At 73.2% G+C, this 22441-nt stretch carries 21 protein-coding genes; 9 read left to right on the plus strand and 12 right to left on the minus strand.

The annotated features are described in order from the left end of the window. Positions 1–5: 5 nt before the first annotated feature. The 3 genes from ACFYOU_RS06970 to prpB are packed head-to-tail and all read left to right on the plus strand — an operon-like array spanning position 6 to position 3152. Positions 6–725 carry a GntR family transcriptional regulator gene (locus tag ACFYOU_RS06970; RefSeq protein WP_387002938.1) on the plus strand — a complete coding sequence of 240 codons (720 nt, stop codon included), beginning with the start codon at positions 6–8 and terminating at the stop codon, positions 723–725. Further along, positions 722–2239 (plus strand): MmgE/PrpD family protein, encoded by a 1518-nt coding sequence (locus ACFYOU_RS06975; protein WP_389772132.1) that lies wholly within the window; start codon positions 722–724, stop codon positions 2237–2239. Before ACFYOU_RS06970 ends, ACFYOU_RS06975 begins: the two co-directional genes overlap by 4 nt. Before the next feature lie 10 nt (positions 2240–2249). After that, positions 2250–3152 carry a methylisocitrate lyase gene (gene prpB / locus ACFYOU_RS06980; protein WP_391303989.1) on the plus strand — a complete coding sequence of 301 codons (903 nt, stop codon included), beginning with the start codon at positions 2250–2252 and terminating at the stop codon, positions 3150–3152. Positions 3153–3250: 98 nt separating this feature from the next. On the opposite strand, the gene ACFYOU_RS06985 is transcribed toward prpB, so the two are convergent. The 3 genes from ACFYOU_RS06985 to ACFYOU_RS06995 form a co-directional block, all read right to left on the minus strand. Beyond that, positions 3251–4099 (minus strand): SDR family NAD(P)-dependent oxidoreductase, encoded by an 849-nt coding sequence (locus ACFYOU_RS06985; protein ID WP_391303990.1) that lies wholly within the window; start codon positions 4097–4099, stop codon positions 3251–3253. Between the two features lie 3 nt (positions 4100–4102). Beyond that, a complete protein-coding gene (locus ACFYOU_RS06990; protein WP_391303991.1) occupies positions 4103–4687 on the minus strand; it encodes a TetR family transcriptional regulator in 585 nt (194 codons plus the stop codon). A 133-nt stretch (positions 4688–4820) separates the two neighbouring features. Beyond that, positions 4821–5339 (minus strand): DUF1203 domain-containing protein, encoded by a 519-nt coding sequence (locus ACFYOU_RS06995; RefSeq protein WP_391303992.1) that lies wholly within the window; start codon positions 5337–5339, stop codon positions 4821–4823. Between the two features lie 158 nt (positions 5340–5497). Here ACFYOU_RS06995 and pepN point away from each other — a divergent pair, with 158 nt between their 5' ends. Beyond that, positions 5498–8068, plus strand: coding sequence for an aminopeptidase N (gene pepN / locus ACFYOU_RS07000; protein ID WP_391303993.1), 2571 nt, complete (start codon positions 5498–5500; stop codon positions 8066–8068). Positions 8069–8384: 316 nt separating this feature from the next. On the opposite strand, the gene ACFYOU_RS07005 is transcribed toward pepN, so the two are convergent. Both ACFYOU_RS07005 and ACFYOU_RS07010 read right to left on the minus strand, forming a co-directional pair. Continuing rightward, on the minus strand, positions 8385–8954 hold the full coding sequence (locus tag ACFYOU_RS07005) for a YdeI/OmpD-associated family protein (protein ID WP_391303994.1): 570 nt from the start codon (positions 8952–8954) through the stop codon (positions 8385–8387). 24 nt (positions 8955–8978) lie between these two features. Then, the gene (locus ACFYOU_RS07010; RefSeq protein WP_391303995.1) at positions 8979–9176 is read right to left on the minus strand and encodes a hypothetical protein; all 198 of its coding nucleotides are present in this window, start codon (positions 9174–9176) and stop codon (positions 8979–8981) included. Between the two features lie 607 nt (positions 9177–9783). Between ACFYOU_RS07010 and ACFYOU_RS07015 the strand changes: the two genes are divergently transcribed. After that, on the plus strand, positions 9784–10620 hold the full coding sequence (locus ACFYOU_RS07015) for a Scr1 family TA system antitoxin-like transcriptional regulator (protein ID WP_391303996.1): 837 nt from the start codon (positions 9784–9786) through the stop codon (positions 10618–10620). Then, positions 10617–10841 (plus strand): DUF397 domain-containing protein, encoded by a 225-nt coding sequence (locus tag ACFYOU_RS07020; RefSeq protein WP_391303997.1) that lies wholly within the window; start codon positions 10617–10619, stop codon positions 10839–10841. The genes ACFYOU_RS07015 and ACFYOU_RS07020 overlap by 4 nt, the downstream gene beginning before the upstream one ends. 66 nt (positions 10842–10907) lie before the next feature. Here the strand turns inward: ACFYOU_RS07020 and ACFYOU_RS07025 are convergent, their stop codons facing one another. From ACFYOU_RS07025 to ACFYOU_RS07035, 3 genes are all read right to left on the minus strand, one after another. Then, positions 10908–12335, minus strand: a complete 1428-nt coding sequence (locus ACFYOU_RS07025) for a sulfatase-like hydrolase/transferase (RefSeq protein ID WP_391303998.1) — start codon at positions 12333–12335, stop codon at positions 10908–10910. Between the two features lie 149 nt (positions 12336–12484). Continuing rightward, positions 12485–12577 carry a putative leader peptide gene (locus tag ACFYOU_RS07030; RefSeq protein ID WP_385487318.1) on the minus strand — a complete coding sequence of 31 codons (93 nt, stop codon included), beginning with the start codon at positions 12575–12577 and terminating at the stop codon, positions 12485–12487. Between the two features lie 110 nt (positions 12578–12687). Then, positions 12688–13341: a WHG domain-containing protein gene (locus tag ACFYOU_RS07035; RefSeq protein ID WP_391303999.1), complete on the minus strand. Its 654-nt coding sequence runs from the start codon at positions 13339–13341 to the stop codon at positions 12688–12690. 82 nt (positions 13342–13423) lie between these two features. Between ACFYOU_RS07035 and ACFYOU_RS07040 the strand changes: the two genes are divergently transcribed. Continuing rightward, entirely contained in the window at positions 13424–13831 is a 408-nt protein-coding gene (locus ACFYOU_RS07040) for a RidA family protein (RefSeq protein ID WP_389772169.1), read from the plus strand. A gap of 98 nt (positions 13832–13929) precedes the next feature. Here ACFYOU_RS07040 and ACFYOU_RS07045 read toward each other — a convergent pair whose 3' ends face one another. After that, positions 13930–14853, minus strand: a complete 924-nt coding sequence (locus tag ACFYOU_RS07045) for an EamA family transporter (RefSeq protein ID WP_391304000.1) — start codon at positions 14851–14853, stop codon at positions 13930–13932. A 209-nt stretch (positions 14854–15062) separates the two neighbouring features. Between ACFYOU_RS07045 and ACFYOU_RS07050 the strand changes: the two genes are divergently transcribed. Further along, complete coding sequence (locus tag ACFYOU_RS07050; protein WP_391304001.1) at positions 15063–15674, plus strand: MarR family transcriptional regulator; 612 nt, start codon at positions 15063–15065, stop codon at positions 15672–15674. A gap of 105 nt (positions 15675–15779) precedes the next feature. On the opposite strand, the gene ACFYOU_RS07055 is transcribed toward ACFYOU_RS07050, so the two are convergent. From ACFYOU_RS07055 to ACFYOU_RS07065, 3 genes are all read right to left on the minus strand, one after another. Then, the gene (locus ACFYOU_RS07055; RefSeq protein WP_391304218.1) at positions 15780–15965 is read right to left on the minus strand and encodes a hypothetical protein; all 186 of its coding nucleotides are present in this window, start codon (positions 15963–15965) and stop codon (positions 15780–15782) included. Between the two features lie 118 nt (positions 15966–16083). Next, positions 16084–18216, minus strand: coding sequence for a 4-alpha-glucanotransferase (malQ, locus tag ACFYOU_RS07060; RefSeq protein ID WP_391304002.1), 2133 nt, complete (start codon positions 18214–18216; stop codon positions 16084–16086). Continuing rightward, positions 18216–18458 (minus strand): hypothetical protein, encoded by a 243-nt coding sequence (locus ACFYOU_RS07065; RefSeq protein WP_391304003.1) that lies wholly within the window; start codon positions 18456–18458, stop codon positions 18216–18218. The genes malQ and ACFYOU_RS07065 overlap by 1 nt, the downstream gene beginning before the upstream one ends. Before the next feature lie 816 nt (positions 18459–19274). On the opposite strand from ACFYOU_RS07065, the gene ACFYOU_RS07070 reads away from it, so the two are divergent. Then, positions 19275–22412, plus strand: coding sequence for a beta-N-acetylglucosaminidase domain-containing protein (locus ACFYOU_RS07070; protein WP_391304004.1), 3138 nt, complete (start codon positions 19275–19277; stop codon positions 22410–22412). The last annotated feature ends 29 nt before the right edge of the window (positions 22413–22441 follow it).

Here is a 22441-nt window from a genome sequence, read left to right on the forward strand (position 1 = left end):
GGCTCATGCCGACCTCATCCCCCACCGCCGCAGGACGTGCGTACGCACAGCTGCGGTCGGAGATCCTCGACGGCGACCTGCCCCCCGGCGCTCCCCTCTTAGAAGTGGAACAGTCCGAGCGGCTCGGGGTCTCCCGCACACCGGTCCGCGAAGCACTGAGCAGGCTGGTCGCGGAGGGGCTCGTCGAGCCGTCCGGCAAGCGCGGCGTCGTGGTCACCCAGGTCAATGACCGCGATGTGCGCAGCCTGTTCGAGCTGCGCGCCTGCCTGGAGGCCCAGGCCGCCCAACTCGCCGCCGCCCGCGGCGAATCCGCGGTCTTCGCCGCCTTCGAGGACAGCTTCGCGCGGTGGAACGCCGTCCTGCGGGGACCCGCCGTCTCCGACGAACAGGTGAGCGACTACTTCGCGCTCATCCGGAGCTTCGACGAGGCCGTCAACCAGGCGACGGACAACTCGTTCCTCATCGACGCGATGGAGAACCTGCGGACCCACGTCGCCCGGGTGCGGCGCATGGCCGGCCACTCCCAGGCCAGGCTCGAAGCCTCCGCCGCGGAGCACGCGCTCATCGCGCGGGCCATCTCCCGCGGTGACGCCGCGCTCGCCCGCCACGCCACGCACGTCCATCTGCACAACGGCGTGGAGCACTTCCGCCAGTCCTGGCGTCCCGCCGAGCGGGACGCGTTCGAGGAGCACCACCCCACCAGCACAACGGAGAAGCCCCGATGAACAACCATTCCCTCCGGTCCCACCGCAGCGAGGAGAACCTTCCGCGCGAGGAGCAACTGGCCTGGAAGATGGCAGAAGTTGCCACCGACCCGGTCGAAGTCACCGACCCCGTGGTCGAGATGATCGTCAACCGCGTGATCGACAACGCGGCGGTGGCCGCCGCCTCGATAGGCCGCTCGGCCCCCTCCTCGGCGCGCGCCCAGGCGTTGTCGCACGCACCGAGCCGCGGCGGCGCGGGCGCCACGGTCTTCGGCCTGGGCCCCGACGTGCGCACCAGCCCCGAGTGGGCGGCGTACGCCAACGGGGTCGCCGTCCGTGAACTCGACTACCACGACACCTTCTTGGCCGCCGACTACTCCCACCCCGGCGACAACGTCCCGCCGGTCCTCGCGGTGGCCCAGCACACCGGCATGGACGGACACGCCCTGGTCCGCGGCATCGCGACCGGCTACGAGTTGCAGATCGACCTGGTGCGCGCCATCAGCCTGCACCGGCACAAGATCGACCACATCGCGCACCTCGGCCCGTCGGCCGCGGCCGGCATCGGCACCCTGCTCGGTCTGTCCACCGAGGTGGTGTACCAGGCCATCGGCCAGGCCCTGCACACCACCACCACGACCCGGCAGTCCCGCAAGGGCGAGATCTCCTCGTGGAAGGCGTACGCGCCCGGCTTCGCGGGCAAGCTCGCGGTCGAGGCGGTGGACCGGGCGATGCGCGGCGAGACCAGCCCGGCGCCGATCTACGAGGGCGAGGACGGGGTCGTCGCCTGGCTGCTCGACGGACCCGAGGGGCGCTACGAGGTGCCGCTGCCCGCTCCGGGGGAGGCCAAGGAAGCCATCCTGCTCAGTTACACGAAGGAACACTCGGCCGAGTACCAGGCCCAGGCGTGGATCGACCTGGCCCGCAAACTGCTCCGGGAACACCCCGAGGTGGCCGACCCGGCGAAGGTCGAATCCCTCGTCGTGCATACATCCCACCACACGCACTACGTCATCGGGTCGGGCGCGAACGACCCGCAGAAGTACGACCCGTACGCCTCACGCGAGACGCTGGACCACTCCCTGCCCTACATCCTCGCCGTCGCCCTGCAGGACGGGCGCTGGCACCACGAGGACTCGTACGCCCCCGAGCGGGCCGCGCGCCCCGACACGGTCGCCCTGTGGCAGAAGATCACCACCGTCGAGGACCCGGTGTGGACGGAGCGGTACCACGCGGGCGGCGACAGCCAGTCCTACGGCGGTCGCATCGTCGTGACGCTGGTCGACGGGCGCACCGTCGAGGACGAGATCGCCGTTGCGGACGCGCACCCCGCCGGTGCCCGTCCCTTCGGCCGGGAGGACTACGTCGAGAAGTTCCGCACCCTGGCGACGCCCGTCCTCGGGGAGGCCGAGGTGAAGCGGTTCCTCGACCTGGCGCTGCGGCTGCCGGAACTGGGTGCGGACGAGGTCCGCGACCTGACCTTCGTCGCCGGGGCGGGGCAGTTGCCGCCCGCCGGCCTCCCCGGAATCTTCTGAGGAGCCGTCGATGCTCTACACGAAGCGAACCGATGCGGAGGTCCGCCGGGCCTTCCGCGCACGACTGGCCTCCGGTGAACTGCTCCGGCTGCCCGGCGCCTTCAACCCCCTGTCGGCGCGGCTGATCGAACGCCGCGGATTCGACGGCGTCTACGTGTCGGGGGCGGTGCTCAGCGCGGAGCTGGGGCTCCCCGACATCGGGCTGACGACGCTCACCGAGGTCGCCGGCCGCACCCGTCAGATCACCCGGGTCACCGACCTGCCCACGCTCGCCGACGCCGACACCGGCTTCGGGGAACCGATGAACGTCGCCCGCACCGTCCAGGAACTCGAAGACGCCGGCCTCGCGGGCCTGCACATCGAGGACCAGGTGAACCCCAAGCGCTGCGGTCACCTCGACGGCAAGCAGGTCGTGGACGCGGCCAGCGCGATGCGACGGGTCAGGGCCGCCGTCGACGCCCGGCGCGACCCCGACTTCCTCATCATGGCGCGCACCGACGTACGGGCGGTCGAGGGTCTGGAGGCCACGGTCGAGCGGGCGCGTCAGCTGGTGGACGCCGGTGCGGACGCGGTCTTCCCGGAGGCGCTGCGCACCCTGGAGGAGTTCGCCCGGGTGCGCGCGGCGGTCGACGTGCCGATCCTCGCGAACATGACCGAGTTCGGCAAGAGCGAACTGTTCACCGTCGACCAGCTCAGGGACGTCGGGGTCAACATCGTGATCTGGCCCGTCTCGCTGCTGCGGCTGGCCATGGGAGCGGCGGACCGCGGTCTGCACACCCTGCTCGACCAGGGGTCGCTGACCAGCCGGCTCGACGAGATGCAGCACCGTCGCGAGCTGTACGACCTCGTGGACTACGAGGGCTACAGCCACTTCGACTCCTCCGTCTTCGACTTCCGCTTGGAAGGCGACTGACGGATCGGGGCATGCAGGGGGAACGGGCGGGCGCCGTGGAAGGGCGCCCGCCCGCTCCCCCCGTATGAGAACGCACGGACCGGGGGCGGCGCCACCCCCTACCGGGTGGCGCCCGGGAGCGGGAAGCTGCGGCGCAGCATCGCGTCGAAGGCGGCGTCGGGCAGCAGCCGGCGCGCGGTCAGCACTGTCCGGGCGACGGTGCCGATCGCGTAGCGGGCCCGGGGGCGCGCCGTGGTGGCGGCGCGGACGATGGTCCTGGTCGCCGTTTCGACGGGGACCGCGCCGCCCCGGCGGGTGAACGTCTTGTGGGCGTACATGTCGGCGAGTTCCGCGCGGAAGGTCCCGTACGGGTCGTGGTCGGCGGGGCCGTGCATGGTGGTGACGGCCGTGCCGGCGAAGTCCGTGAGGGTGGGGCCCGGCTGGACGACGACGACCTTGATCCCGAAGGGGGCGACCTCCAGGCGCAGCGAGTCGCTGAGGGCTTCCACGGCGTGTTTGGTCGCGTGGTAGAAACCTCCGCCCGGCGGGGAGAACCGTCCGCCCATGGAGGAGATGTTGACGATCCGCCCGGTGCCGGCGGCCCGCATGGCGGGCAGGACCAGTTGCACGAGGCGGACCGCTCCGAAGACGTTGGTCTCGAACTGGGCCCGGACCTCTTCGGGTCCGGCGAGCTCGACGGGGAGGTGGAGTCCGTAGGCGGCGTTGTTGACCAGGACGCCGACCGCGCCGTGCTCCTCCTCCACCCGGGTCACGGCGGCGGCCATCGACTGCTCGTCGGTGACGTCCAGCGCCAGGGTGGTGATGCCCTCGGCCGCGAGTGCGGCGAGGTCGTCGGGGCGGCGGGCGGTGGCGTAGACGGGGTGGCCCTTGCGGTGCAGGGCGAGGGCGGTCTGCCGGCCCATGCCGGAGGAGCAGCCGGTGATGAGGGCGGGGGCGAGTGCGGTCACGGTTCACGGCTTCCGGTGCAGGAGGTCCCAGACGGCGGATTCGGCGTCGGCGAGGGCCTCGGGGGGCAGATCGGTGACGGGCAGGGGGCGGATGCTCTTCAGCAGACCGCCGAACGCGCCGAGGGCGAGCGCGACGAGCACGGGGGCGGCGCCCTCGCGGATCGCGCCCGCGCGCTGGCCCCGTTCGATGAAGTCCGCGGCGAAGGCGTCGATCTCGGCGGCCACCGCACGGCTCTCGGCGTCGAGGAAGGTGTCGTGCTGCTGGTGGTCCAGGAAGGCGAAGGCCGCCGGATGGGCCCCGGCGAAGCGGACGAAGCCCCGCCAGACCTGCGCGAACTCCTCCCGGGGTGAGGCGGCGCGCTGCGCGGTGACCGCGTGCAGCTCGGCGAGCAGGCCCCCCTTGGCGTGCCGGAACACGGCGTTGCCGAGGGCCTCCTTGCTGGGGTAGTAGCGGTAGATGCTGCCGACGCCGACCTGCGCGTGCTGCGCCACGGCGGGCATCTGCGTGCCCTCGTAGGTGCGTTCGGCGAAGAGGACGAGGGCGGATTCGAGGAGTCGGGAGGCGAGGTCAGGGGAAGGACGAGGCACGGAATGAATATTCATTCCGCACAGGGTGAGTGTCAAGGCCCCGGGGCGAAGCACCCCGGGGCCCGACCGCGCGACGGCCCTACCGCTAGCCGTCCGGGGCGCCGGACTACGCGTCCGCGTCCCGACCCGTGTCCTACGTGGTCGGACGGTCGACGGTGAAGAGCAGGCAGCCGTACTCCACGGCCCTGACGTGCACCTGCACGACCGTCGGATCGGCGAACGCCTCGTCCAGCGCCTCGTCGAAACCCCGGGTGTCGTCCTCCGGGACCTCCAGGAGCCGCCCGCCGACGATCCGGCCCCCGGCGTCGTAGCGGCGCAGGGTGCGCAGCACCCCGGGGCGGGCGAAGGGGTAGCCGACGGCCCCGGCCGCCGGGCCGCCGCAGTCCTCGGTGTGGATGAAGACGGGACCCTGCTCGTCGTACGCCCCCGGGGACGCCCCGTGCGCGGCGGCCCAGCGGCGCAGCGGCGCGTACGCCACCAGGGCGATCGACTCGCCGGCGCGGCTGCGGCGCAGACAGCAGCGCAGCGGGGCGCCGCCCTCCGGATCGACGTGGCCGACGCAGGGGCGGCCCGCGTCGTCGGTGGTCCGCAGTCGGGCCAGGGCGGCCGGGTCGATGGGCCCGGGTCGGTATCGGAGCTCGGTGATCGTCATGACCCCAGCGTGCCGTGGGTACGGGCTCCTTCCCGGCGGATTTCGGACGTCGTGGCCGGCCCGGGCGGCAGCCGGATATCCCCGGGCGGGTGGTCCGAAAGCCGTGGAAGGATGACGGGAAACGTCACGAATCGTCATGCGACCTAGGAGATGACCGCGTGCCTGGCACGAATCTGACCCGTGAGGAAGCGCAGCGCCGCGCCTCCCTGCTCACCGTGGACTCGTACGGGATCGACCTCGATCTCAGCGGCGCGCAGGAGGGCGGCACCTACCGCTCGGTGACCACCGTCCGCTTCGACAGCTCCGAGGCGGGGGCCGGGACCTTCATCGACCTGGTCGCCCCCACGGTGCACGAGGTGGTCCTGAACGGCACCGCCCTCGACCCGGCGACCGTCTTCGCGGACTCGCGGATCGCGCTGCCGGGCCTGCTGGCCGGGCGCAACGAGCTGCGGGTGGTCGCGGACTGCGCATACACGAACACCGGCGAGGGCCTGCACCGCTTCGTCGACCCGGTGGACCAGCAGGCCTATCTGTACACGCAGTTCGAGGTGCCGGACGCGCGCCGGGTGTTCGCGTCGTTCGAGCAGCCGGACCTCAAGGCCACCTTCCAGTTCACCGTGAAGGCGCCCACCGGCTGGACGGTGATCTCCAACTCGCCGACCCCGGAGCCCAAGGACGACGTCTGGGCCTTCGAGCCGACGCCGCGGATCTCCACGTACATCACGGCCCTGATCGTCGGCCCGTACCACTCGGTGCACAGCGTGTACGAGAAGGACGGGCAGTCCGTGCCGCTGGGCATCTACTGCCGTCCGTCGCTGGCCGAGTTCCTGGACTCGGACGCGATCTTCGAGGTCACCCGGCAGGGCTTCGACTGGTTCCAGGAGAAGTTCGACTACGCCTACCCCTTCGCCAAGTACGACCAGCTGTTCGTGCCGGAGTTCAACGCGGGCGCGATGGAGAACGCGGGCGCGGTGACCATCCGCGACCAGTACGTGTTCCGGTCGAAGGTGACGGACGCGGCGTACGAGGTGCGCGCGGAGACGATCCTCCACGAGCTGGCGCACATGTGGTTCGGCGACCTGGTCACCATGGAGTGGTGGAACGACCTGTGGCTGAACGAGTCCTTCGCCACCTACACCTCCATCGCCTGCCAGGCGGACGCGCCCGGTTCGCGCTGGCCGCACTCGTGGACCACGTTCGCGAACTCGATGAAGACCTGGGCGTACCGCCAGGACCAGCTGCCGTCGACGCACCCGATCATGGCCGAGATCCGTGACCTGGACGACGTCCTCGTCAACTTCGACGGGATCACCTACGCCAAGGGCGCGTCCGTCCTCAAGCAGCTCGTCGCGTACGTCGGTCAGGACGAGTTCTTCAAGGGCGTGCAGCAGTACTTCAAGCAGCACGCCTTCGGCAACACGCGCCTGTCCGACCTGCTGGGCGCGCTGGAGGAGACCTCCGGACGGGACCTGAAGAACTGGTCGAAGCTGTGGCTGGAGACGGCCGGCATCAACGTCCTGCGCCCCGAGATCGAGACCGACGCGGACGGCGTCATCACCTCCTTCGCGGTCCGGCAGGAGGCGCCCGCGCTGCCCGCCGGCGCGAAGGGCGAGCCGACGCTGCGCCCGCACCGCATCGCCATCGGCCTGTACGCGCCGGACGCCGCCGGGAAGCTGGTGCGCGGCGAGCGGATCGAGCTGGACGTGGACGGCGAGCTGACCCCCGTACCGCAGCTCGTGGGCACCGCACGGCCCGCGGTGGTCCTCCTCAACGACGACGACCTGTCGTACGCGAAGGTCCGCCTGGACGAGGAGTCGCTGGCGTACGTCACCGGGCACCTGGGCGACTTCGCCGACTCGCTGCCGCGCGCCCTGTGCTGGGCCTCGGCCTGGGACATGACCCGGGACGCCGAGCTGCCGACCCGGGAGTACCTGGAGCTGGTGCTGTCCGGCATCGCCAAGGAGTCCGACATCGGCGTCGTCCAGTCGCTCCAGCGGCAGGCGAAGCTCGCCCTGGACCTGTACGCGGCGCCCGGCTGGCGGGAGGCCGGGCTCACCCGGTGGACCGAGGCGACGCTGGCGCACCTGCGGGCGGCCGAGGCCGGCAGTGACCACCAGTTGGCGTGGGCGCGGGCGTTCGCGGCGACCGCGCGCACCCCCGAGCAGCTGGACCTGCTCGACGGGCTCCTGGACGGCACCCAGACGATCGAGGGCCTCTCCGTCGACACGGAGCTGCGGTGGGCGCTGGTGCAGCGGCTCGCGGCGGTCGGCCGGTTCGACGAGACGGAGATCGCCGGCGAGTACGAGCGGGACCGCACCGCGGCGGGCGAGCGTCATGCGGCGACCGCGCGGGCCGCCCGGCCGACCGCCGAGGCGAAGGCCGAGGCGTGGGCCTCCGTGGTGGAGTCCGACGCGCTGCCGAACGCGGTGCAGGAGGCCGTGATCGGCGGGTTCGTGCAGACGGACCAGCGGGAGCTGCTGGAGCCCTACACGGCGAAGTACTTCGAGGCGATCGCCGGGGTGTGGGAGGCACGGTCCCACGAGATGGCCCAGCAGGTCGCGGTGGGTCTGTACCCGGCGCTCCAGGTCTCCGCGGGGACCGTCGAGGCGACGGACGCGTGGGTCGCGGCGGCGCGGCCCGGGGCGGGGCTGGCGCGGCTCGTGTCCGAGGCCCGCTCCGGGGTGGAGCGGGCGTTGCGTGCGCAGGCTGCGGACGGGGCGGCCGGCTGACAGCGCTCCTGTGGGGTACGGGGGTTTGGGCCCCCGTGCCCCCCTGCGGGGTCGCCCGTGTGGTGCGTTGTCCCGTGCGGGTGCGTGGGGGTTGCTCGCGCAGTTCCCCGCGCCCCCTTCGGGGCGTTCCGCTGGGGTGCGCTGTCCCGTGCGGGTGCGCTGTGGTTGGCCGCGCCGTTCCCCGCGCCCCTTTCGGGGCGTTCCGCTGGGGGTGCGTTGTCCCCGTGCGGTGCGCTGGCTGCCGGCGTCGGGGGCGACTGGACGGGCCCCGATAGGGGCGCGGGGAACCGGAGCGGAGCCGCGCCCGAACTCCCCGCTAAGCGCCCGCGACCAGCGCCCGCACGGCGCGTTCCGCCGCGGCTTCGCGGGCCTCCGGGGTCAGCGCCTGGAGCAGGGGCAGGATCACCAGGTACTTCGCGGTCTTTTCGAGCGCGGCGAAAGCGCCGGCCGCTCGGGGGTCCGCCGCCAGGGCCGCCGCCAGTTCCTCGGGCACCTCAGCCGTCGACTGGGGTGCGTACGCTGCGGCCCAACGTCCGTCCGCCTGCGCCTTGCGCACCTGCGCCAAACCCGGCTCACGCATCCGGCCGGCGGCTGCCAGCGCGGTCACCTTGTCGACGTTGACCTGCGACCACAGGCTCTTGGGGCGCCGCGGCACGTACTTCTGTAGGTAGTACGACGCGTCGAGCGACCTGCGCTGACCGGAGATCCAGCCCCAGCACAGCCCCACGTCGACCAGTTCGTCGGACGTCACGGACGCGATCCCGGAGCCCTTCTTGGCGACCTTGACCCACACGCCCTCGTGCCGCGCGTGGTGCGTCCCCAACCAGCCGTCGAACGCCTCGCCGTCCGCGAAGGTCACGACCTCGACACCATCGATCTCGTCCATCGCCCCATGCTAGGCGGGGCGGGGTCAGCCGTCCGCGTCGTGGTTCGCAGTGCACGGTCCCGGGGTGTTCACGTGGCGGGGGCAGACCCGGTGCGTGACGAAGTTCGCGCCGCTCTGGCTGCCGTACCCGATCACCACGGGAGCCGTGGTCCAGCAACCGCAGAGGCAACAGTGCGCACCGGACTCGGCGGGCGGCCCGCCGAGCAGCGCGTCACGTGTCACTACGTCTCCACCCCGGGGAGCGTCCGCGGGTCCACGTCTGGCGGCGGGTCCCACTGCACCGTCTCGAACAGCGCCCGGTCGAAACGACGATGACCCGTCTCCCGGAAATGCGACTCCGCCCACCGCAACGAACCCTCGTCCGACCGACACTCCGGCCCCGGCGGCGGAACCGCACCACACAACGGCGACCCCGACACGCACTGCACATACGCACGCGCCCCCCAGAAGTCCAACCGCCGCAACGTCCACTCGATGTGACGAAACCTCCGACTCACCGCAGCCCACCACCCTGACTGCTCCGTACGTTCGACTCCGCCAACGCCGGCCGCAACCGATCCACCACCGTCGCCACACGCACATCCTCACGACGCACGTGCCACTCCAGGCCCCCACCCGGCGGACGGAGATACACCGGACCCCACGTCACATCCATCACCACCCCCACGACACCCCGCACGGTGTCGAACACGAGGTCACCCACGTGGAGTTCACCACTGCACACGACGCGACTCCTCTCGGTAGCGTTCCAACTACTGGGAGTCCTAGGCTGAAGCAGAGGCCGGGCTACATCAACGTGGCATTCACGCAAGATGAGTTGGAGGCGAAGGTGAATCGCAAGGACTTGAACCCGGAAGCGTCACCGGAAGCGGCGTACGGGGCCCGTTTGCGCAGTGCACGTGAGGCTCGCGGCTGGAGACAGCAGGACCTGGCCGCAGCAGTCAAGTACACCAGCGGGCACGTCTCCGCGGTGGAAACTGGTCGCAAGATTCCAACCTTGCGTTTCTCGCGCAGAGCAGACGTGGCCCTGGGCCTGACAGGAACAGTCGACACGTTCGAACGCGCGTTCCGCGAGATGTACCACGGCAGCCTTCTGGAGGGGTTCCCCGAGTACGTCGGCCACGAGGGGCGAGCAGCAGAGGTCCGGCTCTTTGAATCGATGCTCGTTCCTGGGCCGCTCCAGACGCGGGAGTACGCGCAGGCATTGGAGAACAGCACCGTTCAGCGAGGAGACATCACGCCAGAACAGGCGACTGAACGGGTCGAGTTCTTGATGGAGCGGCAGTCGGCACTACACCGGACGCCGTCCCCCCTCATCTTCGCGGTCCTCGACGAGAGTTGCCTTCGTCGGTCCATCGGCGGACCCGCCGTAATGGAAGCCCAACTGGCTCGGCTGATCGAGTTCGCCAAGCAGTCGAACACTTCGCTTCAGGTATCGCCGTTCAGTATGGGTGAGCGGCAGCCGTTCAGCCGGCTGGTCCATCTCCTGACGCTGCCTGACCGGTCCCTCATGTCCTACGTCGAGTCCCAGACCCAGGGCCAGCTCGACCGAGAACTGAACTCCGTTCTCCCACTGATGAAGAACTACCATCAGCTACAAACCGAAGCGGCCTCTCAGGCGGAGTCGGTCGCCATGATCGAACGGCTAAGAAAGGGCATCTCGTGACGGCCTCAACCCACTCCTCCCCTCTCCACTGGGTCAAGTCCTCCTACAGCGGTCAGAACGGCGGTTCCTGCGTCGAGTGGGCGCCCGCACACGCGACGGCGACCGACACGGTCCCCGTCCGCGACTCCAAGAACCTCAGCGGACCCATACTCCACCTCCCCGCCCACGCCTTCACCGCCTTCGTCACCGGCGTCAAGGACGGGGAGTTCGGCACCGTCTGACCGGCCTGGTCGCCAAGGCCGGTCGGCCTGGTCGCAGCCGTCAACGCGCGGCTGCGACCGGGCCGCTCAAGCCGGGGAGGGGTACGGCAGCAAACCCCGGTCGATCCGTTCCCACGCGGACTTCAGGTCCGCGAGGAGTTCGGGGCGTACGGGGGCCTTGTCGGCCTGCTCGCGGACGTCCTCCGACAGGTCGTGGAGGCGGTCCCTGCCGTCCTTGCCGCGGTAGTACTTCCAGTCGCCGCGGCGCAGCGCCCGTTCGCCCCGGACCCGCCAGAACAGGTCACGCTCGGGCGCCTCGGCGCCGTCCAGCAGATAGCCGGCGAGGCTGACGCCGTCCAGGGGGTACGCGGGGTGGGGGCGGGCGCCGCCCACGTCCAGGAGGGTCGCCGTCCAGTCGGGCGAGTACACCGGGACCCGGCTGACCTGGCCGCCGTCGATCCGCGCGGGCCAGCGCAGGACCGACGGCACCCGGATGCCGCCCTCCTGGAGCGAGCCCTTGTTGCCGCTGAGCGGCCAGTTGTACGAGAAGCGTTCGCCGCCGTTGTCGCTGGCGAAGAACACCAGGGTGTCGTCCTCCTGCCCGGACCGCTTCAGGGCGGTGAGCACCTTGCCGACCGAGCGGTCGAGGTCCTCGACCATCTGCCGGTACTTCGCGAGCGAGCCCCCGTCCTGGTGCCGCAGCGCCCGCACGTCGCCGGACTTGATGCGGCGGACGATCTCGGCGCTGGTCCCCTCGTCGCCGTCGGCTATCCACGGCCAGTGCGGGGTGGTGAAGTTGAGGTTGAGGAGCCAGGGGGTGCGCCCGTGGTCGCGGCTGACGTACTCGACGGCCCGTTCGGTCAGGATGCGGGTGTAGTAGCGCAGGTCGCGGTACTCGGCGTCGCCCTCGTAGAGGTCGTACTCACCGCGGGAGCTGAGCTTGGAGTAGTACTCCAGCGCCCCGCCGAAGTTGCCGAAGAACTCGCCCCAACCGGAGCGGGTGGGGCTGTAGTCGGGGAGGTAGCCGCAGTGCCACTTGCCGATCAGCGCGGTCCGGTACCCGGTGTCGCGCAGCAGCGAGGCGAGGGTGGGGTGCGTGGGTTCGAGCCCCACCGACCGGTCCGCGATCGGCTCGGCGAGTCCGCCCTTCGTACGGCCCGGGTAGCGGCCGGTGTAGAGGCTGAAGCGGGTGGGCGAGCAGGTCGCGGAGCCGCTGTACGCGTCGGTGAAGCGCACGCCCTGCCGGGCGAGCCGGTCCAGGTTCGGCGTACGGATCTCCGGCGCGCCGTAGGAGGAGAGGTCGGCCCAGCCCAGGTCGTCGCCCAGGATGAACAGCACGTTGGGGCGGCGGGCACCGCGGCCGGGCCGGCCGGCGGCGCGGAACGGGCGTTCGGCGGGCGGGGTCGCGGCGCCGTCGGCGGCGGCGTCGGTGGCGGACAGTCCGAGGGCCGCGGCGGCCCCGGCGGCCGTACCGCCGAAGGCGCGTCGGGACAGCGGGGGGTCGAAGGAGGTCACAGGGGTGCTCCAGGGCAGGGGGGCGGGCGCCACGGGATGCGTGGCGCCGCGAGAGGTGGGGGAACCGGGACCGGGGTCGCCGAGGTGCGGGGAGGCGCGGTTCGGGACGTGCCGGATCAACCGGAAGCCTCAGGGCGTGGCGGGGCGCGTCAGACGCGGCGACAGATGGCGCTCGCGACACGGACCAGGTCGACGTGGCGGCGCTCCACAAGACGGACCCGCAGGTCACGCGGTGGCTGCATGCCCCCAGACCCTTCCCGATGCCCCTCCCCCTGTCAACGGCCCGCCCGCCCCTCGGACTTCCGCGGGCCCGCGGGACGGCGGACGTCCCGCTCCGCCGTCCCGGCTCGGGTCACCGGGGTGCGTCCCTCCCGTCACGCGGGGCGGACCCGGCGGGGTCCGCCCGTCCCCAGCCGCGTTCGACCGACCGACGGCAGCGATCGGGGTCGTCCCCCGCACCGGTGAACAGTGCGGTCAGCACGGGCACGCCGTGGGCGAGTGCCTGGTGCGGCAGGGGGCCCGTGGCGACGAGCGAGGCGAGTCCGTGGCCGATCGTCCAGCTCTGCGTGGCCAGTTCCAGCGGGTCGACGTCGTCACGGAAGCGGCCGGCCGTCTTGGCCCGTTCGACGGCACGGACGAGGCGGTGCAGGGTCTCGTCCGCGGCGCCGGGGTCCTCCAGGGCGAAGCCCGCGTCGAACATGACGCGGTAGAGGTCGGGGTTCTCCACGGCGTTGGACGCGTAGGCGCTGCCCAGGGCGGCGAGGTCGCGCACCGGGTCCGTGGACGTCTTGACGGCGGCGAGTTTGGCGGCCAGCCGGACGAAGCCCTCCTGCCGCAGCGCCTTCCACACGCCGTCCATGCCGCCGAAGTAGGTGTAGACGGCCATCGTGGACACGCCCGTTCCGGCGACCAAGGTGCGGAGCGTGACCGGCTGCCTCGCCCCCACCAGCTGCGCGGCCCGGTCGAGCAGCAGGGAGCGGACCGCTGGATCCTTCGTCCTCGCCATGACCCCACAATACATAGCATCGCTATGCTTTCATGGGGGCGCTGATCCCGCGGCCCCCGACGCCAAGAGGAAGGGGCCGTTCATGCCCGTGACGCTGGTCAATCCCGAGGGGTTGCCGAAGCCCGAGGTCTATCGGCAGGTGTCGGTCGCCACCGGCTCGAAGCTGGTGTTCCTCGCGGGGCAGGTCGCCCGCGACGCCGACGGCCGCCCCGTGGGCGGAGGGGACTTGGCCGCGCAGGTCGAGCAGTGCTACCTCAACGTCGCCACCGCCCTGGCCGGGGTCGGCGGTTCCTTCGACGACGTGGCGAAGTTGACGGTCTACGTCGTCGACTGGAGTCCCGAGAAGATGCCGTTGCTGGGCGAGGGGGTGGGCCGTGCAGCGGCGAAGCTCGGCATCGACCCGGTCAAACCGATCACCCTGCTGGGCGTCGCGGCGCTGGGGGAACCGGACCTGTTGGTGGAGGTCGAGGCCACCGCGGTCCTCGCGTAGCCGCACCCCCGCAGGTGACGCCCCGGGTCCCGCCGGTGGACGGGTCCACCGGCGGGACCCGGTGACCGGTGCCCTGCCGTTCGTACGCCGCCCCGCCCTCAGCGGGCGACCGGTACCCGCGCGGGGACGTCGGGCGCGGGGGCCTCGGGTGCGGGGGTGGGCAGGGGCTTGCGGGCGGGGAGGAGTTGGCCGGCGATCGTGGCGGTGAGGGCGAGGAGCATGCCGGCGACCTGGAGCGGGGTGAGCGACTCGCCCAGCGCGGCCCAGCCGATGACCGCCGCGGTCAGCGGGGACAGCGGGCCGAGGAAGGTGACCTGGGTGGCGGAGAGCAGGCCGATGCCCCGGAACCACAACCAGTACGCGAGGGCCGTGTTGGCGACGGCGAGGTACAGGTAGCCGGCGACGGCGGTGCCGTCCAGGGCGGGGGGCGCCCCCTCGACGGCGAGGGCGATCGGGGCCATCAGCAGTCCGCCGGCGGTCAGTTGCCAGCCGGTGAGCGCGAGGGGGCCGACGCCCTCGGGCCGCCCCCAGCGCTTGGTGAGTACGGTGCCCGCCGACATCGACAGGCTGGAGCCGACCGCCGCGGCGACCCCGATCAGGTCGAAGGCGCCGGCGGCCTTGAGGACCACCAGGGTCACGCCGAGCGCCGCGGCTATCCCGGTGAGCAGGGTCCGGAGGCTGGGCCGTTCGGAGAGCAGGAGCACGGCGAGTCCGGCGACGAAGAGGGGGCCGAGCGATCCGACGACCGCCGCCATCCCGCCGGGCAGCCGGTACGCGGAGAGGAACAGCAGCGGGAAGAAGGCCCCGATGTTCAGCGCGCCGAGCACCGCGGACTTCCACCACCAGGCGCCCTTGGGGAGCACCCGGGCCACCGCGAGGAGGGCGAGCCCGGCGGGCAGGGCCCGCATCAGGCTGGTGAACAGGGGGCGGTCGGGTGGCAGGAACTCCGTGGTCACGGCGTAGGTAGAGCCCCAGGAGACGGGGGCGAGCGCGGTCAGGACGATGGTGGCGGTGCGGTTCACGGCGGTCCCCCCGGGGATCGGCAGTCGGGTGTGCTGGCGTGTGCGGGCCGTCGCATCCGTCACGGCGACCGGAGCTTCCTCACGACCGAAGCTCCCTTACGAGTGATTAGCTTAGCTCTAAGCTTGTTTTAGTCAAGCATCTCCCTGGAGAGTGACTTACTCGGGAGCGACTTGTTTACAAGCAAGCGAGTGATGCGGATAATTTCCCCATGAACCAGCCCCCCACGGACCCCGGTCCGGGCCGCCCGTCCCCCGTCGGAGCCGCACCCTCGGCGACACCGGAATCGGCATCCGTACCGGATGCCGCGCCCGACGCCGTGGACGCGATCATCGATCAATGGGCCCGGGTGCGACCCGAGTTGGACACCCGGGCGATGGAGGTCTTCGGCCGGATCTACCGGCTGGCCCGCGCCATGGGCGAACGCGGGGAGAAGGCGTACGCCCGTTACGGCATCGGGCGCGGCGAGTTCGACGTCCTGGGCACCCTGCGCCGTGCGGGCGAGCCGTACACCCTCTCGCCGCGCCAGCTCTCCTCGACGCTGATGCTGACCAGCGGGGGCATGACCGGACGGCTCGACAAGTTGGAGCGGGCGGGGCTGCTGCGCCGGGCGCCCGACCCGCACGACCGGCGGGGGCTACGGGTCACCCTGACGGACGAGGGGCTGGCCCTGGTGGACCAGGCGGTCGTCGCCGGGCTCGACGTGCAGAAGGACGTCCTGTCCCCGCTGGACGAGCGGCGGGCGGCGGAACTGGCCGAGCTGTTGCGGGTGCTGCTGGCGGAGGCCGAAGGGACGGCTCAGCAGCCTCCCCGGGCGGAGTGACGACGCAGTGACACGAGTCCGTCCGGTCGGGCGGGCTGCACGAGCAGCACGAGGGCGGCGACCGCGGTCACGCGGTCGCCGCCCTCGTGGCGGACAAGGCGGGGGTCAGCCCTGCTTCGACTGCTTGGCGGGCCGGTCGGCCACGATCACCAGTGCAGTGATCGCCAGGAACAGGGCGATCGGGAGGACCACGAAGAGACCGACGGTCTCCACCACGCTCAGCCCGGAACCCGGGTCGTCGCCGTCGTCGCGGGTCAGCGCGAGCGCGGGGGACGACATCAGCAGCATCATCAGCGTCGTGCCGGAGGCCAGGGCGCCGGCGCGCAGGGCGTTCTTCTTCACGGTGCCAACGTAGCGAACGCCCGCCCGCCACGCGCGCCCGGGGTCCCGTACGCGCCGTACCGCCCGGTCAGCCACTCGGCGGGGGCACCGGCGGGGACGGCTGTGGCGCGGTGAGCACGTCGACCAGGGCGCGTAGGCGCCGGGAGGCCATCAGCTGTTCCAGGGTGACCGGGCGGCCGGCCGCGTCGGCCAGGGGCAGCCGCCAGTTGGGGTACTCGTCCCGGGTGCCGGGGAGGTTCTGCGGGCGCAGGTCGCCCACCGCGTCCGGCAGCCAGACGCCGACCATCCGGGCCGGGGTGCGCACCAGGAAGCGGTGCACCGCCCTGATCTGCTCCTCCTCGGCCGGGGCGGCTTCGGCGCCGTCCCGCAGGAGCAGGCCGAGCCGGGTGAACAGGGCCAGCCAGGCGGCGGTGTCCTGCCGGGCCCCGGCCCGTTCGTCGGCCGCCGGACGGGTCAGCAGGCCGAGCGAGTCCCGTAGGTCGACGTCGGCACCGGTGAGCCGGGCGGCGGTGGACGGCAGGTCGTGGGTGGTGGCCGTGGCCAGGCAGTCGGCCCGCCAGTCGTGGGGCGCCAGCGGCCGGCCCGCCCGCTCGCGTTCGAACCACAGCACCGAGGTGCCGAGCACGCCCCGCGCCCGCAGGGCCTCGCGGACGCCGGGCGCCACGGTGCCGAGGTCCTCGCCGATGACCGGGGCGCCCGCCCGGTCGGCCTCCAGGACCAGGACCGCGAGCATCGCCTCGGCGTCGTAGTGGACGTACGTGCCCTCGGCGGCGGGGCCGCCGGCCGGCACCCACCAGAGCCGGAACAGGCCCATCACATGGTCGATGCGCAGGGCGCCGGCGTGGCGGAACAGGGCGCGCAGCAACCGCCGGTAGGGCGCGTAGCCGGCGTCCGCGAGCCGGTCGGGGTGCCAGGGCGGCAGCCCCCAGTCCTGGCCCCGGGCGTTGAAGTCGTCCGGGGGCGCCCCGACCGACGCGCCCTCGGCGAAGTGGCCGCGCCCGGCCCAGGTGTCGGCGCCGTGCGGGTGGACGCCGACCGCGAGGTCGTGGACCAGGCCGATCGGCATGCCCGCGGCCCGCGCGGCCCGCTGTGCGGCGCCGAGTTGGAGGTCGACGAGCCAGGCGAGCCAGCGGTGGAAGTCGACCCGGTCCGCCAGGTCGCGCCGGGCGCGGGCGGTGGCCGGTGACCGCGGGTCGTCGAGTCCGTCGGGCCAGCCGCGCCAGTCGGGTCCGTGCCGTTCGGCGAGGGCGCACCAGGTGGCGTAGGCGTCCAGGGCGGTGCCCTCCCGGGCCACGAACTCCTCGTGGGCGGCGCGCCGTCCGGGCGTCAGCGGCACCGTGCGCACCAGTTCCAGGGCCCGGCGCTTGAGCGCGTCGACGGCGTCCCGGTCGATGAGCGCGCGCCCGTCCAGCACCCCGGCGCGCAGGGCCGCGGCCCGCTCCGCGAGGTCGGCGGCGCGGGCCCGGTCGGCGGGGTCCAGCCGGGCGTACTCCTCGACGTCCTCGATCCTCAGGTGGACGGGGTCGGGGAAGCGGCGCGACGAGGGCCGGTAGGGCGACGGGTCGGTGGGCGTCCCCGGCACGGCCGCGTGCAACGGGTTCACCTGGACGAAGCCGGCACCGAGCGAACGACCCGCCCAGTCGGCGAGGTCGGCGAGGTCACGGAGGTCGCCCATGCCCCAGGAACGGTCGGACAGCAGCGAGTAGAGCTGGACGAGGAAGCCGTACGTCCGGGCGCCGGGGGCGGGTGCCCGGGCGGGCGCGAGGACCAGGTGCGCGGTGGCGGCGCGCCCGTCGGGCGTGGCCACGGCGAGTCGGTGCACCCCGTGCGGGAAGCCCTCGGGCAGGGCGGGCGCGGTGCCGGGGCCGACGGTCCACTCGACGTCCGCCCGGGGCGGGGAGGTGTCGGTGGGGTCGGGGGGTTCCGGGGTCAGGCGCACCCCGGTGCCGGGCGGCAGGGCGGTCAGCTCCGCGGGGGGTCGGTCGGGCCACCACACGAGGGTGGGCGGCAGCAGCCGGGTGCGGAGTTCCGCCTCCCGGGCGGCGAGGGCGTCCGCGGTCCTGGCGGGGTCGCTCACGTCCACGCCGAGCGCGGTGAGCACCGCGCGGACGGCGTCTCGCGGCACTTCGACGGTGCGGCCGGGCGACGGGGAGTAGGTGGTGGCGACGCCGTGCAGCCCCGCGAGACGGGTGAGGGCCATCAGACCACCGAGGGGTCCTGCCCCAGCGCGGGGGCCGTGGGCTCGCTGGTCAGCGGAAGGGCACCGGTGTACGGGGGCTCGCTGGTCAGCGGGGTGGTGGCGGCGATCGGCGGTTCGCTGATCAGGGGTGCGTGTGCCGGGTGCGGGGACTCGCCCTCGGGGGCGGCCGGGGGGTGTTCGGCTGCGCCGTTGCGGGGGTGCGGGGTGAGGGCGTCGAGCAGGAGGTGGGCGGAGGCGGTCACGGTGGGGCTCCTTCGGCGGTCGGCGTCATCCAGCGCGTACCCGGTCCCGGGTGGGTCAGTCCAGATCCTGGTGCGTCGTCCCGCCCGGTGCGCGGTGCGATCCGCTGCACGTGCGCTGCGGTTTCGCGCAGTTCCCCGCGCCCCTATCGAGGTGCGTCCAGCTGCGCGTACGCGGTCCGGCTCGGGTGCGCTGTGGGTTTGCGCAGTTCCCCGCGCCCCTGATCAGGTGCGATCTGCTGCGCGTGCGCTGGTTCTGCGGGGGTGCATGGTGGTGTTGCGCAGTTCCCCGCGCCCCTATCGGGGCTCGTTCCGCGGGCCTGCGGACGACGGCCACGAGGAGCCCCCCAGGGGCGCGGGGAACAGCGCACGCCGGGGCAAACGCACCCCGACAGGGGCGCGGGGAACTGCGCAAAACCGCAGCGCACCCCGCAGAACCAGCGCACGTGCAGCGAAACGCACCTGATCAGGGGCGCGGGGAACTGCGCGAAACCGCAGCGCACCCGGGCGGGACAGCGCACGTGGAGGTGGACGCACCCCGAAGCAGCGCACCCCGCAGGACAGCGCACGCGCAGCGAACCGCACGGGGGGGGGGACCGCGCACCGGCAGGTGGACGTGGCCGATCAGGTGCGCGGGCCCCAGGACCATCGTCATGGACCCACTGTGGCCGACACCACGTCAGCACGCCGCGAAAACTGCTCCGTCCGGGCAATTACGACACTTCGGCCACAGACGTTGACACGTTCCCCCACCTGGTGGTGGGCTCCATAACGTTTTGGGCCAACGGCGGCCCAGCGCGGGCGGAAAGGTCGGGTGCCGTGGTAAAGCGCAGGACGAAGGCGGGAGCCGTCGCCGTGGCCCTGATGGCGGGAGCACTCGGTGGCGGGCCCAGCGCGATGGGCCCCACGGGCATCGGCGGCCCCACCGCCGCGGGACCGGCCGAACAGTCCGCGCCGCCGGGCGCCTCCACCGGCACCGGCACCGCCCCCGGCGGGCAGGCGACGGGACAGACCGGCAACGCGCCGGGCGCCAGCGGGGCCACCGCACGCAAGCCCGTGCCCGGGGTGTCCGGGACGTCCGCACCGGACCCGGGCGACCGGGTCAGCGAGGGCCCGGTGCCCGCGGTGTGGCCGCGCCCCCAGCACCTGCGCGCCGGCAAGGCGTCCGCCCGGATCACCGACGAAGTCGTCCTCGTCACCGGCACCGGCACCGGCACCGACGAGCGGGCGGTGAAGGCGCTGACCGCCCTGTTCGAGGAGGCGGGCGCACGGCGCGTGACCCGGCTGTCCGAGGGCGACCGGGTGCCCGCCGGCCCCGCGCTGGTGGTGCGCGCGGGAGCGGACACCGGGGGCGGCGGTCCGCTCGGCGGGCGCGGCGAAGGGGCCGCGCTGGACGGCGTGCTGCGGAAGCTCGGCGCCCCCGCCCGGGGCGACCTGCCGGCGGGCGGCTACCGGCTCGCGGTCGGCCGGGCCGACGGCCGGGACACCGTCGCGCTCGCGGGCAGCGGCGCCGACGGACTGTTCCACGCGGTGCAGACGCTGCGTCAACTCGTGGACGGGCGGCGGATCGCCGGGGCGGCCGTCCGGGACTGGCCGGGGACGGCGGTCCGCGGGATGACCGAGGGTTTCTACGGCACCCCGTGGACCCATGAGCAGCGCCTCGACCAACTGGACTTCCTCAGCCGCACCAAGCAGAACCGCTACCTGTACGCGCCCGGCGACGACCTGTACCGCCAGGCCCGTTGGCGGGAGCCCTACCCGGCCGCCCAGCGCGCCCAGTTCCGGGAACTCGCCGAGCGGGCCCGCGACGGCCATGTCACCCTCGGCTGGGCGGTCGCCCCGGGACAGGGCATGTGCCTGTCGTCGGACGCGGACGTGCGGGCGCTGACCCGGAAGCTGGACGCCATGTGGGCGCTGGGCTTCAGGGCCTTCCAACTCCAGTTCCAGGACATCAGCTACAGCGAGTGGCACTGCCGCGCGGACGCCGAGGTCTTCGGTTCGGGCCCGCAGGCCGCGGCCCGGGCGCACGCCCGGGTGGCCAGCGCGGTGGCCGCGCACCTCGCCGCCCGCCACCCAGACGCGGCGCCGCTGTCGGTGATGCCGACCGAGTTCTACCAGGACGGCGAGACGCCCTACCGGCGGGCGCTGGCGGCCGGGCTCGACGACTCCGCGTCGGTCGGGGCCCCCGTCGAGGTCGCGTGGACCGGGGTCGGGGTGGTGCCGCGGACCATCACCGGCCCGGAACTCGCCCGGGCCCGGTCCGCGTTCGGACGGCCCGTGGTCACGATGGACAACTACCCGGTCAACGACTTCGCCCGGGACCGGGTCTTCCTCGGCCCGTACCTGGGGCGGGAACCGGCTGTGGCGGGCGGTTCGGCGGCCCTGCTGGGCAATGCGATGCAGCAGCCGGTGGCGTCCCGCATCCCGCTGTTCACGGCCGCCGACTTCGCCTGGAACCCGCGCGCCTACCGTCCCGGCGACTCTTGGCGGGCCGCGATCGACGCCGTGGCGGAGGCGACGGCGAACGGGAACGCGGAGCGGACCCGGGCGGCGGTGACCGCGCTCGCCGCGCACGACGCGTCCTCGGTGCTCGGCGCCGAGGAGTCGGCGTACCTGCGTCCGCTCGTCGACGCGTTCTGGGCGTCCCGGCTGCCGGGCGGCAAGGACCGGGAGGGCGCCGAGCAGCGGTTGCGCGACGCCTTCGTCCAGCTCACCCGGGTGCCCGACGACCTCGCGGGCACCGAACTGTACGGGGAGACCAAACCCTGGGCCGACCAGCTCGCCCGGTACGGGGCCGCCGGGGTGGCGGCGCTGGACCAGCTGGCCGCCCAGGAGCGCACCGACGGCCCGGCCGCCTGGGAGCACGCGCGCGATCTCGACCTACGGCTGCGGGAGCTGAAGGCGGCCGGGGTGACGGTCGGCGAAGGGGTGCTGGAGCCGTTCCTGAAACGGGCCCGGGTCGCCTTCGACACCTGGTCGGGGGCCGCGTCGGAACCCGATCCGACCGGTACCGGCGACGGTCGGACGCTGACCTTCGCGCGGTCCCGTCCGGTCCTGGCGGTGACCGCGCTCACCGAGCCGGGCACCGTCGGCACGGTGGAGGCCCTGGTCCCCGGCGGGGGCTGGCGGCGCCTGGGCGCGTTGTCGGCGGACGGCTGGACCGAACTGTCCACCAGCGGTCTGACGGCCCGGTCGATCCGGATCAGCGGCCCCGAACCGTCCCGGGTGCGACACCTGGTCCCCTGGTACGCGGACACGCCCGCCGCCGCCTTCGCACTGGCCCGTACGGAGGCCGACACGGCGATCGGGGGCGGGGCGCAGAAGGTCACCGTGCGGCTCACCGCCCAGCGGCCCGGCGCGGTGCGCGGCAAGGTGACCGTCAAGGCGCCCGAGGGCATCCGGGTGCGCGTGCCCAAGCAGGTGCTGGTGCCGCGCGGCACCCGGCTGGACGTCCCGTTGACGCTGACGGTGCCCGAGGACACCCCGTCGGGCACGTACGACGTCCCGGTGACGTTCGGCGGCGAGACCCGGGTGCTGACGGTGCGGGCCTTCCCAGAGACCGGCGGGCCCGATCTGGCGCGCGGGGCCCGGGCGGGCTCCTCGGCCGACGAGACCCCCGACTTCCCGGCCGCCGCGGCCGTCGACGGCGACCCCGCCACCCGCTGGTCCTCCCCCGTCGAGGACGGCTCCTGGTGGTCCGTGGAGCTGGACCGCCCGGTGCGGCTGGGCGAGGTGGTCCTGCGGTGGGAGGCGCACGCCGCGCGGTACCGGGTGCAGGTGTCCTCGGACGGTCGCGCGTGGCGCACCGTGGCGACCGTCGCGGACGGGCGCGGGGGCCGGGAGTCGGTCCGAATGGACGCCCGTGACGTCCGTCACGTCCGGGTCCAGGGTGACCGGCGGGCCACCCGCTTCGGCTACTCGCTCTGGTCGGTGGAGGCGTACGCCGTGAAGCGGTGAAGCGGTGGGTGGGGGCCGGTGCCGTGGCG

Source organism: Streptomyces sp. NPDC005955, assembly GCF_042871255.1.
Taxonomy (GTDB): domain Bacteria; phylum Actinomycetota; class Actinomycetes; order Streptomycetales; family Streptomycetaceae; genus Streptomyces.

What these genes read in the sequence shown, in the direction of transcription:
- ACFYOU_RS06970 (WP_387002938.1), top strand. Translation starts at nt 6, where the DNA reads ATGCCGACCTCATCCCCCACCGCCGCAGGACGTGCGTACGCACAGCTG.
- ACFYOU_RS06975 (WP_389772132.1), top strand. Translation starts at nt 722, where the DNA reads ATGAACAACCATTCCCTCCGGTCCCACCGCAGCGAGGAGAACCTTCCG.
- prpB (WP_391303989.1), top strand. Translation starts at nt 2,250, where the DNA reads ATGCTCTACACGAAGCGAACCGATGCGGAGGTCCGCCGGGCCTTCCGC.
- ACFYOU_RS06995 (WP_391303992.1), bottom strand. Translation starts at nt 5,339, where the DNA reads ATGACGATCACCGAGCTCCGATACCGACCCGGGCCCATCGACCCGGCC.
- ACFYOU_RS07005 (WP_391303994.1), bottom strand. Translation starts at nt 8,954, where the DNA reads ATGGACGAGATCGATGGTGTCGAGGTCGTGACCTTCGCGGACGGCGAG.
- ACFYOU_RS07030 (WP_385487318.1), bottom strand. Translation starts at nt 12,577, where the DNA reads ATGCAGCCACCGCGTGACCTGCGGGTCCGTCTTGTGGAGCGCCGCCAC.
- ACFYOU_RS07035 (WP_391303999.1), bottom strand. Translation starts at nt 13,341, where the DNA reads ATGGCGAGGACGAAGGATCCAGCGGTCCGCTCCCTGCTGCTCGACCGG.
- ACFYOU_RS07040 (WP_389772169.1), top strand. Translation starts at nt 13,424, where the DNA reads ATGCCCGTGACGCTGGTCAATCCCGAGGGGTTGCCGAAGCCCGAGGTC.
- ACFYOU_RS07050 (WP_391304001.1), top strand. Translation starts at nt 15,063, where the DNA reads ATGAACCAGCCCCCCACGGACCCCGGTCCGGGCCGCCCGTCCCCCGTC.
- ACFYOU_RS07055 (WP_391304218.1), bottom strand. Translation starts at nt 15,965, where the DNA reads ATGATGCTGCTGATGTCGTCCCCCGCGCTCGCGCTGACCCGCGACGAC.
- malQ (WP_391304002.1), bottom strand. Translation starts at nt 18,216, where the DNA reads ATGGCCCTCACCCGTCTCGCGGGGCTGCACGGCGTCGCCACCACCTAC.